The organism is Streptomyces sp. GbtcB7, from assembly GCF_019091445.1.
Classification (GTDB): Bacteria; Actinomycetota; Actinomycetes; order Streptomycetales; family Streptomycetaceae; genus Streptomyces; species Streptomyces mirabilis.
The window spans coordinates 58,608-73,932 of sequence record NZ_JAGXJM010000029.1; the positions used below are offsets into that span (position 1 = coordinate 58,608).

General features: G+C 70.2%; 13 protein-coding genes. 4 read left to right on the forward strand and 9 right to left on the reverse strand.

Features of this window, described 5'->3' with window-relative positions; all coding sequences use genetic code 11:
• Position 1: 1 nt before the first annotated feature.
• The 5 genes from pstC to KVT44_RS38030 form a co-directional block, all read right to left on the reverse strand.
• The gene (gene pstC / locus KVT44_RS38010; protein WP_229888977.1) at positions 2–1,021 is read right to left on the reverse strand and encodes a phosphate ABC transporter permease subunit PstC; all 1,020 of its coding nucleotides are present in this window, start codon (positions 1,019–1,021) and stop codon (positions 2–4) included.
• A gap of 432 nt (positions 1,022–1,453) precedes the next feature.
• The gene (locus tag KVT44_RS38015; RefSeq protein ID WP_217572109.1) at positions 1,454–2,533 is read right to left on the reverse strand and encodes a hypothetical protein; all 1,080 of its coding nucleotides are present in this window, start codon (positions 2,531–2,533) and stop codon (positions 1,454–1,456) included.
• Positions 2,534–2,613: 80 nt separating this feature from the next.
• The gene (locus tag KVT44_RS38020; protein WP_099920991.1) at positions 2,614–3,552 is read right to left on the reverse strand and encodes an N-acetylneuraminate synthase family protein; all 939 of its coding nucleotides are present in this window, start codon (positions 3,550–3,552) and stop codon (positions 2,614–2,616) included.
• 14 nt (positions 3,553–3,566) lie between these two features.
• Complete coding sequence (locus tag KVT44_RS38025) at positions 3,567–4,799, reverse strand: N-acylneuraminate cytidylyltransferase (RefSeq protein ID WP_075028355.1); 1,233 nt, start codon at positions 4,797–4,799, stop codon at positions 3,567–3,569.
• A 73-nt stretch (positions 4,800–4,872) separates the two neighbouring features.
• Positions 4,873–6,180: a DUF6716 putative glycosyltransferase gene (locus KVT44_RS38030; RefSeq protein ID WP_217572111.1), complete on the reverse strand. Its 1,308-nt coding sequence runs from the start codon at positions 6,178–6,180 to the stop codon at positions 4,873–4,875.
• Positions 6,181–6,378: 198 nt separating this feature from the next.
• Between KVT44_RS38030 and KVT44_RS38035 the strand changes: the two genes are divergently transcribed.
• From KVT44_RS38035 to KVT44_RS38045, 3 genes are all read left to right on the forward strand, one after another.
• Entirely contained in the window at positions 6,379–7,359 is a 981-nt protein-coding gene (locus KVT44_RS38035) for a glycosyltransferase family 2 protein (protein WP_054233676.1), read from the forward strand.
• Positions 7,356–8,690 carry an alpha-2,8-polysialyltransferase family protein gene (locus KVT44_RS38040; RefSeq protein ID WP_217572113.1) on the forward strand — a complete coding sequence of 445 codons (1,335 nt, stop codon included), beginning with the start codon at positions 7,356–7,358 and terminating at the stop codon, positions 8,688–8,690. Before KVT44_RS38035 ends, KVT44_RS38040 begins: the two co-directional genes overlap by 4 nt.
• A 224-nt stretch (positions 8,691–8,914) precedes the next feature.
• The gene (locus KVT44_RS38045; RefSeq protein WP_254650481.1) at positions 8,915–10,039 is read left to right on the forward strand and encodes an acyltransferase; all 1,125 of its coding nucleotides are present in this window, start codon (positions 8,915–8,917) and stop codon (positions 10,037–10,039) included.
• A gap of 16 nt (positions 10,040–10,055) precedes the next feature.
• Here the strand turns inward: KVT44_RS38045 and KVT44_RS38050 are convergent, their stop codons facing one another.
• A complete protein-coding gene (locus KVT44_RS38050; protein WP_099920994.1) occupies positions 10,056–10,706 on the reverse strand; it encodes a TetR/AcrR family transcriptional regulator C-terminal domain-containing protein in 651 nt (216 codons plus the stop codon).
• A 73-nt stretch (positions 10,707–10,779) separates the two neighbouring features.
• Here KVT44_RS38050 and KVT44_RS38055 point away from each other — a divergent pair, with 73 nt between their 5' ends.
• Positions 10,780–12,288 carry an FAD-dependent oxidoreductase gene (locus KVT44_RS38055; RefSeq protein WP_254650465.1) on the forward strand — a complete coding sequence of 503 codons (1,509 nt, stop codon included), beginning with the start codon at positions 10,780–10,782 and terminating at the stop codon, positions 12,286–12,288.
• On the opposite strand, the gene leuE is transcribed toward KVT44_RS38055, so the two are convergent.
• The 3 genes from leuE to KVT44_RS38070 form a co-directional block, all read right to left on the reverse strand.
• Positions 12,285–12,938 carry a leucine efflux protein LeuE gene (gene leuE, locus KVT44_RS38060; RefSeq protein WP_217572115.1) on the reverse strand — a complete coding sequence of 218 codons (654 nt, stop codon included), beginning with the start codon at positions 12,936–12,938 and terminating at the stop codon, positions 12,285–12,287. The genes KVT44_RS38055 and leuE overlap by 4 nt on opposite strands.
• A gap of 52 nt (positions 12,939–12,990) precedes the next feature.
• Positions 12,991–13,488, reverse strand: a complete 498-nt coding sequence (locus KVT44_RS38065) for a Uma2 family endonuclease (protein WP_217572188.1) — start codon at positions 13,486–13,488, stop codon at positions 12,991–12,993.
• Between the two features lie 131 nt (positions 13,489–13,619).
• Positions 13,620–15,200, reverse strand: coding sequence for a methylmalonyl-CoA mutase (locus KVT44_RS38070; protein ID WP_190170056.1), 1,581 nt, complete (start codon positions 15,198–15,200; stop codon positions 13,620–13,622).
• Positions 15,201–15,325 lie beyond the last annotated feature (125 nt).

The following is a 15,325-nucleotide window of genomic DNA, read 5'->3' on the forward strand; positions in this document are numbered from 1 at the left end:
CTCATGCCTCGCTCTGTGCGCCGGACCGGGAGCGGGCCACGACCGAGGAGGCGGTGAAGTTGACCGCCAGGGTGAGCAGGAACAGCGCCAGGCCCGCCGCCATCAGCGCCGACATGCCGAAGGTGGAGGCGTCGCCGTAGTGCAGGGCGATCAGCGAGGAGACCGAGTTCGAGCCGGTCTGCAGGATGTGCGGCTGGATGGTGAAGACCGGCGAGATGATCAGGTAGACCGCGATCGTCTCGCCGAGCGCCCGGCCGAGGCCCAGCATGGTGCCGCCGATGATGCCGGCCTTGCCGTACGGCAGGACGACCGAGCGGATCATTCCCCAGCGGGTGGCGCCGAGCGCGTAGGCGCCCTCGCGTTCGCCCGCCGGGGCCTGCGCGAAGACCTCGCGCATCACCGAGCACTGGATCGGCGCGACCATGAGGGCGACGACGATCCCGGCGACGAAGGTGGAGGCCGTGTAGACGCTGTCGGAGGCGAGCGGTTCGCCCGGCTGGGCGCCGTCCACCGTGAACAGCGGTATCCAGCCGAGCCAGCTGGACAGCCAGCGCGACAGTCCGATCACATGCTGCTGGAGGAAGAACAGCCCCCACAGTCCGTACACCACCGACGGTACGGCCGCCATCAGGTCGACCATCGTCACCAGAGTGCGGCGCAGCTTGCGCGGGGCCACGTCGGAGATGAACAGCGCGGTCCCCACGGCCAGCGGCACGGAGAGCGTCACCGCGACGGCGGCGATCAGCAGGGTGCCGGTGAGGACGGCCGCGATGCCGAACCGGTGGACGTCCGGCTGCCATTCGGCGGTGGTGAGGAAGGAGAAGCCGGTGGCCTTGAGTGCCTGACCGGCTCTCAGGAGCAGGAAGAGGCCGACTCCCGCCATGATGGCGAGGACGACGACACCGGCGGCCGTCAGCTGGTACCTGAAGATGCGGTCACCGAGCCCACGGGCGGCGTACGGCCGCCGGGGCGCGGGTCTGTCGGAGTCCGATCTGTCGGACTCCGCATGTGCGGACGCCACGTGTGGTCCCCCCACTGCGTAAACGGAACAGGCGTGCGGCGACCGATTGGTGCCGTGCGGGGAGATTCAATGGCTGGATCGTGTCGGTCCAACGCGCGACCTATGGATGGTTGACGAACAGCACGTGTCCGTTCAGTGCAACCGGTGTGGAGAAGATTCGGGGTTCCTGTGTCCCGCCCGGTGGCGTACCCGGTCCTGCGGGTCGGCGTAGCGCCAGCCGGCCAAGGGCGGGCGGACGAGGGAATCCAGCGGATCCACCCCGGCCGAGATCCGGAACCACGCAATCGTTCCGTGGGCCCGCAGCGCCCGCAGTACCTCCGCCGAGCCGCTCACGAGAACGGCCCGGCGAAACCTGGAGACCTCGACCTCAACCCCGGATCGATCGACTTCATCAGTCTCATGCAGTGACTCGCCGGACGGTGCACGGCTGCCCTACGCCGAAGTCACCGCCGACAACCGGTGTACGTCCCGTGCCGTTCCCGTCACCCCGGACAGGAAGCCCTGGGCGCGCGGAGAGGCGTTCTCCGTCAGCCAGGCCGGGTCGATGTCGCAGACGGCGACGCGGACCTCGGTGCCGGCCAGGGCCAGCGGCAGCGTGTGGACGACCGTGGAGGGGAAGCTGAGGATCGTGCGGCCGATGGGGCCGCGGCGGGCGATCAGTTCCAGGGGGAGATCGGGGCGGACGATCTCCAGGCCCGTCTCCGCGGCCAGCCGGTGGAGTTTTTCGACGCTCTCGCGGCGGTGGGCGAAGTAGCGGGTGGCGCCGTGGGACTTGGCGAGGGTGCGGACCGCCTGGAGATAGCGGTCCCCGTCGACGACACCCGTCTCGACGAGGGACGTGCCGACCAGGTCCGCGCCCTTGGTGAGGCGGGGCGGCCCGAAGCGGGCCCGGGTCCAGGAGAAGTCGTTGGCGGTGACGCGCACACCGATCGGGGTCTCGTCTATCGGCATCGAGGAGAACACCTCGACCGTACGCCGCTCACTGGGCGTCAGCCGGCGCCTGGCCAAGGAGGACACCGGGGCGAAGAGCAGGTCGCGCGGGCCCGGGCGGCCACCCTTGCGGTGCCAGCGGACCAGTCGTTCGCCACGGGCGAGCTGGGCGACGAACTCCATCGTCGCCGTGCCGTCGTCGACCACGACGAGGTCGGGGGCGCGGGTGATGGTCAGGAGGAGTTGCACATAGCGGGAGAACGGGTCTCCCATGACGATGCGGCGGGCCCTGCGCAGCAGCGGGGCGAGGCCGCCGATGGTGTGGAAGGGCGCCGTGGTGCCACCGCGCGCCTCCTCCCAGCGGACCGAGTGGCCCTCGTCGCGGGCCAGTTCGGCCATGCGGCGCAGTTGGCCACGGGTCATCGGGTCGTTGGGGGACAGGACGACGAGGGTGAGCCCCGCGCCGGGCGCCGTGCCGTGGTGGGCAGAGGTGTGTGCCCATTCCAGCACGTTCAGGAGCTGTACCGGACTCTCGACGAAGGCGAGAGTGTGGGGGCCGGTGGATCCGGCGCGGGGGCTCATCGACGTACGACCGTCCTGTCGTGAGGAGTTGTCGTAGGGAGGTGGGAGGTAACGCGTGGGGGGTTCTGGAGGTCAGGACCTCAGACCGCGACCGGCTCGCCCGCGGCCGCGGCGATCTCGGCCTCGGCGACGACGCCCGTGACGCGGCGCAGCTTCTTCATGGGGCCGAGCTCGGACTCGTAGACCTTCTTGACGCCGTCGCCGAGGGAGGCCTCGATGGTGCGGATGTCGCGGACGAGGCGGGTGAGGCCCTGCGGCTCGACGGAGGCGGCCTGGTCGGAGCCCCACATCGCGCGGTCGAGGGTGATGTGACGCTCGACGAAGGTGGCGCCCAGGGCGACCGCGGCCAGCGTGGTCTGCAGGCCCGTCTCGTGGCCGGAGTAGCCGATCGGGACGTTCGGGTACTCGGCCTGGAGGGTGTTGATGACGCGGAGGTTGAGCTCCTCGGCCTTCGCCGGGTACGTCGAGGTGGCGTGGCAGAGCAGGATGTTGTCGCTGCCCAGGACCTCGACCGCGTGGCGGATCTGCTTCGGGGTCGACATGCCCGTGGAGAGGATGACCGTGCGGCCGGTGGCGCGCAGGGAGCGCAGCAGCTCGTCGTCGGTGAGGGACGCGGAGGCGACCTTGTGGGCGGGGACGTCGAACTTCTCGAGGAAGGCGACGGCCTCGGTGTCCCACGGGGAGGCGAACCAGTCGATGTTCTTGCTCTTGGCGTACTCGTCGATCTGGCGGTACTCGTCCTCACCGAACTCCACGCGGTGGCGGTAGTCGATGTAGGTCATGCGGCCCCAGGGGGTGTCGCGCTCGATGTCCCACTGGTCGCGCGGGGTGCAGATCTCCGGGGTGCGCTTCTGGAACTTGACCGCGTCGCAGCCGGCCTCGGCGGCGGCGTCGATCAGCTTGAAGGCGTTCTCGAGCTCGCCGTTGTGGTTGATGCCGATCTCGCCGACGACGTAGACGGGGTGGCCGGGGCCGGCGGTCTTCGAACCGAACTGGCGCAGACGGGAGTTGGTGCTCATGGTGGAGAAGTTCCTTACTTGTCGAGGGAGTCGAGAGAAGGGCCGAGGATCCAGCTGGCGATCTCTCGGATCGCGCCGTCGCCGCCGGGGACGGTGGTGACCGCGCGTGCGGCGCCGCGCACGACGTCGTGGGCGCTCGCGACCGCCACGGGCCAGCCCACGAGGGCGAAGCACGGGAGGTCGTTGACGTCGTTGCCGACGTAGAGCACGCGCTCAGGCGCGATGCCCTGCTCCTCGCACCACTGCTTCAGTGCGAGGTCCTTGCGGTCGATGCCGTGCAGGACCGGAATCTTGAGCTTCCGGGCCCGGGCGGCGACCACCGGGTTCTGTTCCGTGGACAGGATCAGCATCGTCAGCCCGCTCTTGCGGAGGGCGGCGATACCGAGGCCGTCCCCGCGGTGCACGGAGACGAACTCCCGTCCGTCGGAGTCGATCAGCACCCTGTCGTCGGTCTGGGTGCCGTCGAAGTCGAGGACGACCGCGTCGATGTCTTCCGCGGTCGGGAGCGAACCGGGTCGGTTCGCGTCGAAGAGAGGGGCCAGCGCGCGGGCGCGGGCGAGGTCGTGCGGGTCGTCGATCTCCAGCACGCGGGCCGGGTCGGTGCGGACGAGCTCCGTGCGGCCGAAGAAGCGGTGCTGGTGCTCGCGCAGGCCCGCCGCGTCCATGGCGTAGGCCGCGCCGGTCTCCAGGAGGTCCTGGGGCCGGTCCTGGCGGCGGGGCCGGAAGGACTTGTCGTGGTTGACGCCGTTGCCGCCCTCGGTGGACTCGTCGGCGGCGTCGCGCCAGATGAAGCCGTGGAAGTTGGCCACCGTCAGCGCGGTGTCGGCGCCGTTCTCGACGACCGCCCCGGCAACCCCGTCGATGTCCTCCCGCGTGATGAACGGGCTGGTGCACTGGACGAGCAGGACCACGTCGACCGCGGATCCGTGCAGCGCCTCGTGGGCGTCCAGGGCGTGCAGGACGGCGGCCTCGGAGGTGGCGGTGTCACCGGCGATGGCGGCGGGGCGCAGTACGACCTCGGCGCCCGCCTCGCGGGCGGCGGCAGCGATCGCCTGGTCGTCGGTGGAGACCACGACGTCCGTGACGAGCCGCGTCGCCCGGCACTCGCGCACCGCGCGGGCCACCAGCGGCACTCCGCCGACCGGCAGGAGGTTCTTGGCGGGGACGCCCTTGGAGCCGCCGCGCGCGGGAATCACCGCGAGCACCCGGCGCACCGGCGCCGCGTGACCCGCTTCCGAGTTGGTCATGCGCTGTTCTCCTTGACGAGGGACACGGGGAAGGCTTGAGGGATCGGCGGAAGGCCTGCGGGATCGGCGGTGGTCACAGTTCCCCCATCCGCCGGATCACGGGGGCCACGCGCTGCACTCCGTGGCGGTAGGCGCCGCGGGCCGCCCGGCGGACGATCTGCCGTACGGGGCTGGGCTCCTTGTCGGCCGCGGGGGCGCCGGGCAGCGGGCTGCCGTCCGGGGCGAGGTGGTGGCGGGCGAGGATCCCGGGGAGGTAGCCGGGGGCGGTGACGGGCGTGTAGTAGGGGGCGAGGGGCAGCAGTCCGGGGGCCGCCAGCAGGCCGGTGATCCGGGCGCGCGCCTCGTCGAACGCCGTCTCGTACGAGCCGTCGGCCGCGACGCCCTGCCGGGCCACCCACGCCGGGTCGGGCGTCGGCTCGTACCCGGCGTCGAGCTGGTCCCAGGAGGCGAGGCAGCCGGAGCCCACGAAGTGGTGGTTGCCGAGCGCCTCGCGCACCCCGAGGTCGCTGAGGACGACGGTGGGGATGCGGCGGTGCAGGGACTCCAGGGCCGCCGTGGAGCTGATGGTGACCAGCAGGTCGGTGCGGTCGAGCACCTCGCCCATGTGGCCGTACACCAGCCGGAAGTTGGCGGGCGGATCGGTCTTCTGCGCCAGCTTCTGGTAGGGCAGCTCCTCGATGTGCGTGGTGTGCTCGCCCGGCTTGGAGCGCAGCTTCAGCAGCACCTCGCGGTCCGGGTGGAGGCGGGCGTGCTGGATCAGCCGGTTCAGCAGGTACGTGCGGTCCTTGCGGTTCTCCGGGACCGAGGGCTGGGCGGCGAAGACGACCGTGTACGGGTCGTGCTTCTCGTAGGCGGCGCCGCCCAGGAAGGGCAGTGCCACCTCCGTCACCGAGGAGGCGTCGGCGCCCACTCCCTCGTACACGGCCCGGAACCGTTCCGCGTCCTGTCGGGAGTTCGCCAGGACGAGGTCCGCGCCGTGCCGCAGCAGCAAGCCGTCGGCGAGCTTCTCGTAGACGACGCCGACATAGCCGGTGACGACCACGGGCCGCTTGCTCCGCCCCTCCCAGACGTGGGCCAGGCCGTGCAGGATCGCCTGCACACCGCCGCCCACGAGGGCGATGACGAGGACGTCGTACGGCTCCCCTTCCATGGCGCGCAGGAATTCGACGGCGGTGACCTCGCGGAGGGAATCCGCGCGGACGCCGACTTCTTCGAGCTGGCGGGCGGTGGGGGTGGCTCGGCCACGCAGGAGATAACCGTCTAGCAGAATGTCCGATTCAGCCGGTGAAATGCGATTCGCGGTGAGCGAACCCCATTTCCACCGGGTGTCGGAATCCGCGAGAACGGCGACCCGCAGGGACTTCCTGGTACTTGCTGGCACGTCCAAGACGCTAGGAAGCCATTCCGAGTTGCGGCCCAACCTGAATGCAACAAACGGTTAACAGCACATCGACGAATGGCGAATCAGGCCGTGATCCAGCCGGAAATCAGCTGGGTTCACGGCTTCGCCACGCGTCGTTCACCTGACATCTCACCAACGGTCAAGACGAATGCCGGGCCGCCGCCTAACGTCACGTGGGTGGTCAAGCTCTCCGTCATCGTGCCGTTCTACAACGTGCAGCAATATGCACCCGACACCTTGAAGAGCCTGCGTGCGAACGCACGTGAGGACTTCGAATTCGTTCTCGTGGACGACTGTTCACGAGACGAGACTCCGGACATTCTCGCGCGCGCGGAGCGCGAGCTCCCGGGCGCGGTGTATGTCAGACACGAGAAGAACGGAGGACTGGCGACCGCGCGCAACACGGGCATCGACGCGGCGCACGGCGAATACCTCACGTTCCTCGACGGGGACGACTGGCTCGCCCCCGGCTATTACGAACAACTTGTCGCCTCCATCGAGCAGCTGGGCTGCGACTTCGTCCGTACGGACCATGTCCAGTGCACCGCGCGGGCCCGCACCATCCACCGGGTCCCGCACGGCCGGCGCGGAGTGGTACTGAACCCCCGCGACGCGATACTGCCCGCCGACCGCTCCACCTCCGTCGACTACGCCTACGCCTGGGCGGGCATCTACCACCGCCGGCTGGTCGACCGGGGGCTGCTGCACTTCACCGACGGCCTGCGGACGGCCGAGGACCGGCCCTGGATCTGGAAGCTGCACCGGGAGGCGGAATCCTTCGCCACGGTGGGGCTTCTCGGTGTGTTCTACCGGCGTGGTGTGGCCTCCTCCCTCACCCAGATCGGGGACGTGCGCCAACTCGACTTCATTCGCGCGTTCGACCAGGTGGTGGCGGAAACCGCGGCGGACCGCGACGCCGAAAAACTCCTGCCCAAGGCCGTGCGCACCTATTGCGCGATTATTTCCCATCATCTGGGATCCATCGAAAGGTTCGAGCCGGCAGTGGCACGGAAACTGAAGTCGATGAGCGCCGTCGCTCTGCGGAACATGCCGCAGGACGTGCTCGACGACGCCCTCGACTCGATGGACGTGCAGCGCGCCACGCGGCTGCGCCGGCTGCGCCGCCGTCCGGCTTCCACCACGGGGGTCGCCGCGTGACCACCCAGATCTTCATGGCGTCCACGCTGTACGGCACGGCCACGCTCGCCGCGGCCCTGGACACCGACTGCTTCCGCCCCGCCGACCGGCGCATCCTGCTCGTCTCCAACAACGCGGCGACGCCCGAGACGACGCCCGGCCTCGACGAGATGCCGGGGTTCGAGCAGCTGCGCGGCCGCTTCGACGACGTGATCTCGTGGAACGAGACCATCTCCCCCTTCCACCCGGGCGGCTGGGCCCCGCGGCTCGACGACGTCCCCCTGTGGGAGCGGCATCTGCGGCTCGCCTGGAACCTCGGCGACGACGACATCGAGCTGGCCGTCGAGTCGATCCAGGTCAACCCGGCACTCGGCATCTCGCAGATCTTCATGGGCGCGCCCGTCACCGTGTACGCGGACGGCCTGATGAGCTACGGCCCCACCCGCAACAAGATCGACCCGCTGGTCGGCACGCGCGTGACCCGCCTGCTCCACCTGGACCTCGTCCCCGGCCTCAAGCCGCTGCTCCTCACCGAGTTCGGCGTCGAGCCGGAGATCGTGCCGACGGACGCGTTCTCGAAGGTGCTCGCCGAGCTGGTCGACACCGGCGACGAGCTGCCCTTCATCGACGAACCGGCCCTCCTGCTCGGCCAGTACCTCTCCGCGCTGGACATCCTCACCGCCGAGGAGGAGGAGAACCTCCACGTACGGATGCTGAAGGGCGCCCTCGCGCTCGGCCACACGCGTGTGGTGTTCAAGCCGCACCCCTCGGCCCCGGCCCGCTGGTCGCGCTTGCTGGAGAAGGAGGCCGAGAAGCTCGGCGCCGACCTCACCGTGCTCGACACCCCGGTCCTCGCCGAGGTGCTCTACCAGCGGATGCGCCCCGCCCTGGTGGTCGGCTGCTTCTCCACCGCGCTGCTCACCGCGTCGGCGCTGTACGGCCTGCCGGTCGCCCGCGTCGGTACCGGCCCCCTTCTCGACCGTCTCACGCCGTACGAGAACAGCAACCGCGTCCCCGTCACGATCGTGGACGCGCTGCTGCCCGAACTGACGGACGAGGCGGCGGTCAACGAGCAGCGCCGGAGCATGGACGTGACGGAACTGACGGACCTCGTCCGGGCCGTCGGCTTCGCGATGCAGCCGAAGATCTACCCGGACCTGCGCCCGGCCACCGAGACCTACCTGACCAGGCATCTGAACCATCACACCCGGCGCTACTTCAAGCGCAAGCGCCTCACCTCGCTGGCGCTGCCCGGCGCGGTCCCGGCGCAGTTGGCGTTCATCCCGCGCAACGCCACCGTGCGCCGCGTGGCACGCCGCGCCCGCTCGCTGAAGCGGGCGGTGGGTCGCTGATCCGGTTCCTGGGCCGGGCCGCGCGAACCGGCCCAGGAACCCGAAACGACGTGCAGGTGAACGCGTAGGGACCGTCGGGCGAATCGTCGGTCAGGTGGCCAGGTAAACCTTATTAATCGGATTAGTGTGCTGTGGGTCCACTGAGTCCCGTTGAGGGGAAATCTGTGATCGACTCGCGCGAGGCCGTCCAAGTGGCCTCCACGGGCACCGTGGCCCGCACCGTCCTGCCGCCCACGGACGCACCGCCCCCCGCGATACCGGCCAAGCGCCGGGAGACGCGGCTGCGCGCACTGGACGGACTGCGGCTGGTCGCCGCGCTGATGGTGGCCGCGTACCACTACGGCGGGCGCGACGGCGAGGTCGCGAAAGCCTGGGGCAGCTCGCCGCGCCACCAGTTCCCCGTGCTGCACGGGTACTTCGCGTACGGCTGCCTGGGCGTCCAGGTGTTCTTCGTGATCAGTGGCTTCGTCATCTGCATGAGCGGCTGGGGCCGCCCGCTGCGCTCGTTCTTCGCCTCCCGCGCCTCCCGGCTGCTGCCCGCGTACTGGGCCGCCATCATCCTGGTGACGGTGGTGTTCGCGCTGCCGATGGTCGCGTTCAAGACGGTCTCGCCGAGCGACACCCTGGTCAACTTCACGATGCTGCAGTATCCGCTCGGCGTCGACCGCGTGCTGGGCGTGTGCTGGACGCTGTGGGCGGAGGTCCGCTTCTACGCCCTCTTCGCGCTGTGCATCGTCCTGCCCGGCGCGAACCGCCGCCGCGTGATCATGTTCTGCGCCGGCTGGACGCTGGCCTACGTCATCGCGCAGGGCGCCAAGATGCCGCTGCTGGACATCGTCCTGATGCCCGAGTACGCGCCGTACTTCATCGGCGGCGTCGGCCTCTACCTGGTGCACCGCGACCGCAAGGACGTGTACGCCTGGGGCATCGTGGCCGTGAGCTGGCTGATCGGCCAGCACTACGCGGTGCAGGGGCTGTGGCACGCCCCGCAGGCAGGCGGCTTCTCCTACCGCACCACCTACGGCATCGTCCTCGTCGTCACCTTCGGCTACGTCGCGGTCGCCGCGATCGCCCTGGGCTGGCTGCGCTGGGCCAACTGGCGCTGGCTGACGGTCGCGGGCGCGCTGACGTACCCCTTCTACCTCGTCCACGAGCACCTGGGCTGGGTCGTCATCAAGGCCCTCCACCAGGGGCTGCACATCCCGTCGTACGCCACGTTCCTGCTGACGGCGGCGAGCATGCTGCTCCTGGCCTGGCTGCTTAACCGGTACGTGGAGAACTGGCTGACGCCCAAACTGCGCACGGCGCTGGCGAAGCCCCGGCCGACCGTGGGGACGTCTCGGCCGTAGGGCACACCGCGCGGGTTCAGCCGACCCCGTACCGCGTCCCGATCCCCGCGATCACCAGGGCCAGCCCTTCTTCGAAGTGCCGGTCGTAGTCCTCGAACATCTCCGCGCCCGCCGCGGCCGACAGAGGGAAGTCGGCCATCCGGCGGGCGCGGTCGTCCACGTCGTACCCCGCGCGGCGCTCCCCCGGAAGCGGCTGGACGCCCTGTTCCTCGGTGACGAACCCGAGGGTGTAGAGGTAGGCCGTCGTGGCCGCCCGGACCGCCTGGGCGAGGGTGAAGCCCGCGTCCGTGAGCAGGCGCAGGTTCTGTTCCATCTCGACCGCGTGCAGAGTGCCGGTGAAGCGTGAGCCGCTGAAGACCTTGGCACCGTCGCGGTAGCTCAGCAGCGCGGCGCGCAGTGCGCGGTTGGCCGCCAGGAGCCGCTCCTGCCAGGTGGCGTCGGGGTCGACCGGCGCGGCCTCGGTCATCCGGCGGTACATCTCCGTCGCCATCTCGTCGAGCAGCGCCTGTTTGTCCTTGAAGTGCCAGTACAGGGCGGGTGCCTTGACGTCCAGCTCCTTGGCGATGGCGCGCAGGGTCAGGCCCTCCAGTCCCCCCTCGTTCAGGAGTCTCAGGGCGGTGTCCGCGACGCGCTTGCGGTCGAGCGGCGCTCGTCGTTCCGTACTCACACTTGACAACTTAACACCGTTAAGGCCACGCCCGGAAACGCCGGGACTTAACAGCGTTAAGGAGAGTGTGGTCATGGCAGCACAGACAACGACGGCGGGCGCGGGCCGGGACGTGGACTCGGACGTGGATGTGGACGTGGACGTTCTGATCGTGGGGGCGGGCCCCGCCGGTCTCGCCCTCGGCGTCGACCTCGCCCGGCGCGGGGTGGACGCGCTCGTCGTGGAGCGGACCGACGGTCTGTTCCCGGGGTCGCGCGGCAAGGGCATCCAGCCGCGCACGATGGAGGTCTTCGAGGACCTCGGCGTACTCGACGCGATCCGCGCGGCCGGTGGCCCCTACCCGGTCGGGATGATCTGGCAGGACGGGAAGCCGCAGGGCGAGCACCGGATGTTCGACCCGGCCGAGGCGAGCGACGGTTCGCCGTACACCGAGCCGTGGATGGTGCCGCAGTGGCGTACGCAGGAGATCCTCTGCGCGCGCCTCGTCGAACTGGGCGGAAGCGTCGCCTTCGGGCGCGAACTGCTGACGGTCGCCCAGGACCCGGACGGGGTGACGGCCCACTTCGCCGCCGGCGCTCCCGTCCGCGCGCGGTACCTCGTCGGCGCCGACGGCGGCCGCTCGACCGTGCGGCGCACGCTCGGGATCGCCATGTCCGGCGAGACGGTCGACCCGCATCCGGCGCTGGTGGCCGACGTCCGCGTCAGGGGCCTGGACCGCGACCACTGGCACGTGTTCCCGCCCCGGGGTGACGACGACGGCTTCCTGGCGATCTGCCCGCTCGCCGGCACCGAGGACTTCCAGCTCGCCGCCCGGTTCCCGGAGGGGACCGAACCCGACCTGTCCCTGGAGGGCGTACGGAAGGTCGTCGCCGCCCGCTCGCACCTCGCCCCCGAGGCCGTGACCGAGGTGCGCTGGGCCTCGGACTTCCGCCCGCGGGCGGCGCTGGCGGACCGCTTCCGCGCGGGGCGGGTCTTCCTCGCCGGGGACGCGGCACACATCCACTCCCCGGCCGGCGGCCAGGGCCTCAACACCAGCGTCCAGGACGCCTACAACCTGGGCTGGAAACTGGGCGCGGTGCTGGGCGACGGCGCCCCCGAGGCACTCCTCGACTCCTACGAGGAGGAACGACGGCCCGTCGCCGCGCGCATGCTCGGCCTGTCCACGGCCGTCCACCGCGGCGAGGCCCGGCGCAGCAAGCGGACGACGGGCCAACTCGGCCTGGGCTACCGGGACTCGTCAGTCTCGACGGACCTGCGCGAGGGCCTCCCGGAGAACGCCCTGCGGGCCGGCGACCGCGCCCCGGACGGCACCCTCCCCGACGGCACCCGGCTCTTCGACGCCTTCCGCGGCCCCCATTGGACCCTGCTCGCGGCCGGCCCGGAAGTCCAGGCAGCGGCACTCCCCGTCCGCACGGTCGGCATCCCCGCGCACGAGTCGTACGGCACCGGCCTCTTCCTGATCCGCCCCGACGGTTACGTGGGGTGGACGGGCGACACGGCTTCGGGGCTGCGGGAGTACGCGAGGCGCTTGGGCGTCCTGGGCCAGGGCCTCTCCCAGGACCTGGCCGAAGAGCCGTCCTAGGCGCTGGCCAGGGTGAGCTTCACGGCGAAGCCCAGGAACAGGGCGCCCGCCGCGGTCGTGGCCCCCGCCGAGAGCCGCTTGCGCCGCCGGAAGGCCGCCGCCAGCTTCGTCCCGCTGAAGATCAGCGCGGTGAGGTACAGGAAGCTGGCGAGTTGGGCGAAGGCGCCGAGGACGACGAAGGAGAGGGCCGGGTAGGCGTAGCCCGGGTCCACGAACTGCACGAAGAAGGCGACGAAGAACAGGATCGCCTTCGGGTTGAACAGGCTGATCACCAGCGCCCGCCGGTAGGGCCGCTCCTCGGCGGCCGGCGCCGCAGCGGCCTCGCTCTCCTCGGCCCGCTCGTGCCGGGCGCGCCACATGCCCCAGGCGGCGCGCAGCATCCCGAACGCCAGCCATGTCAGATATCCGGCCCCGGCGTACTTCACGATCCCGAACAGCACGGCGTTGGCCTGCAGCAGCGAGGCGACTCCGGCCGCGGACAGGGTCATCAGCACGGCGTCCCCGCACCAGACACCCGCGGCGGCCGTGTACCCCGTGCGTATGCCCTTGCGGGCGGCGACGGACAGCACGTACAGCGAGTTCGGACCGGGAAGCAGAACGATCAGCACGAGTCCCGCGAGATAGGTCGGGAGGTCGATAACACCAAGCATGAGGTGGAGTGTCGCACGAGAGTACGACAACGGACCCAACGGGTGCCGAGGGTCAATCCCCGTCCAGGAGGGTGTCGACGGAGAGGTCGAGCGTGACACCGACGAACTCGGGCACGGGGACAGTCTGACCGCGCCTGAAGCGCTGGGGCGCGGGGTATCTCCCGTCGACCGGGTTCTGGTGGAGCAGCACCTCGTCGTGCCGGCGGTCGACCACGACGTAGACGGGAATTCCCGCCTCGGCGTAGCAGGCGACCTTGAGGCCGAGGTCGTCGGACCAGTTGCAGGCGGTCACCTCCAAGACCATCCGGAAGGCGCGGGGCGCATAACAGTTGATCTGGACGTGCGTGCTCAGGAAGTCCGCCTCGACGATCGAGAGGTCGGGAACGGCGAAGTCCTCCGGCCCTGTGGGCAGCCACAGCCCGATGCCCAGCAGGCACGTGAGCCCTGCCTGATCCAGTCCGGCGTCAAAGAACTTCGTGATGAGGCGCGTCAACGTCCGCTGATGCGGACCGTCGGCCCACGGCGTGGCGGTGAGCCTCCCGTAGAGGATCTCCCCCCGGTCAGCTCACGAGTGAGCCAGGCCTCGGCCTCGATGACAGTCGTCCGCCGCCGTGATGACACCACTGCGCCAACTCCTCCCCGGATACACCCCTTTCACAGAGCGTATCCGGATCGGCACCCTCAGAACGCATCCGACGGCACGTAAGTGCCCCAAACCCCCCGCAACGCGTTGCACACCTCGCCCACCGTCGCGCGGGCGCGCAGGGCGTCCTTCATGGGGTAGAGGACGTTGTCCGTGCCCTCGGCCGCCTTCTTGAGGTGGGCGAGGGCCGCGTCCACCGCCGACTGGTCGCGCTCGGCGCGGAGCTTGGTGAGGCGTTCGGCCTGCTGGGCCTCGATGGCCGGGTCGACGCGGAGGGGCTCGTACGGCTCCTCCTCGTCGAGCTGGAAGCGGTTGACGCCGACCACGACCCGCTCACCGGAGTCGGTCTCCTGCGCGATCCGGTAGGCGCTGCGCTCGATCTCGCCCTTCTGGAAGCCGTGCTCGATCGCGGACACCGCGCCGCCCAGCTCCTCGACCCTCGCCATCAGTTCGACCGTGGCCGCCTCGACATCGTCGGTCATCTTCTCGATGACGTAACTGCCGGCGAAGGGGTCGACCGTCGCCGTCACGTCCGTCTCGTACGCCAGGACCTGCTGCGTCCGCAGGGCCAGGCGCGCGCTCTTGTCCGTCGGGAGCGCGATCGCCTCGTCGAAGGAGTTGGTGTGGAGCGACTGCGTGCCTCCTAGGACCGCGCCCAGGCCCTGGACCGCGACGCGCACCAGGTTCACCTCCGGCTGCTGGGCGGTCAGCTGGACCCCGGCGGTCTGGGTGTGGAAGCGCAGCATCAGCGACTTCGGGTTCTTCGCGCCGAACTCCTCCCGCATCACCCGCGCCCAGATGCGCCTGGCCGCACGGAACTTCGCGACCTCCTCCAGGATCGTCGTACGGGCGACGAAGAAGAAGGACAGGCGGGGGGCGAAGTCGTCGACGTCCATGCCGGCGGCCACGGCCGTGCGGACGTACTCGATGCCGTCGGCGAGGGTGAACGCGATCTCCTGCGCGGGTGAGGCGCCGGCCTCGGCCATGTGGTAGCCGGAGATCGAGATCGTGTTCCACTTCGGGATCTCGGCCTTGCAGTACTTGAAGATGTCCGCGATCAGCCGCAGGGAGGGCTTGGGCGGGAAGATGTACGTGCCGCGCGCGATGTACTCCTTGAGCACGTCGTTCTGGATCGTGCCCGTCAGCTCGTCGGCCGGGACGCCCTGCTCCTCCCCCACCAGCTGGTACATGAGCAGGAGCAGCGCCGCGGGAGCGTTGATCGTCATCGACGTGGACACCTTGTCCAGCGGGATGCCGCCGAACAGGATCCGCATGTCCTCCACCGAGTCGATGGCCACGCCGACCTTGCCGACCTCGCCGTGCGCGATCGGCGCGTCCGAGTCGTGGCCCATCTGGGTGGGCAGGTCGAAGGCGACCGACAGGCCCATCGTGCCGTTCGCGATCAGCTGCTTGTAGCGCGCGTTCGACTCCACGGCCGTGCCGAAGCCCGCGTACTGGCGCATCGTCCACGGGCGGCCCGTGTACATCGACGGGTAGACACCGCGGGTGAAGGGGTACGCGCCCGGCTCGCCCAGCTTCTCGGCCGGATCCCAGCCCTCCAGAACCTCGGGTCCGTAGAGGGGCTCGATGGGCAGTCCGGACTCCGACTCGCGCGCCATTGCTGTGCCTCCCGCTGAAGTTACTTACTGGTAGGTCCGACCCTCGCCACGGACTGTAGCGGCGGCCGTGCGCGGGATGGAGAGGACCGCGCTGGGACCTTGCTCACAGGCTTCATCGCTCTCAG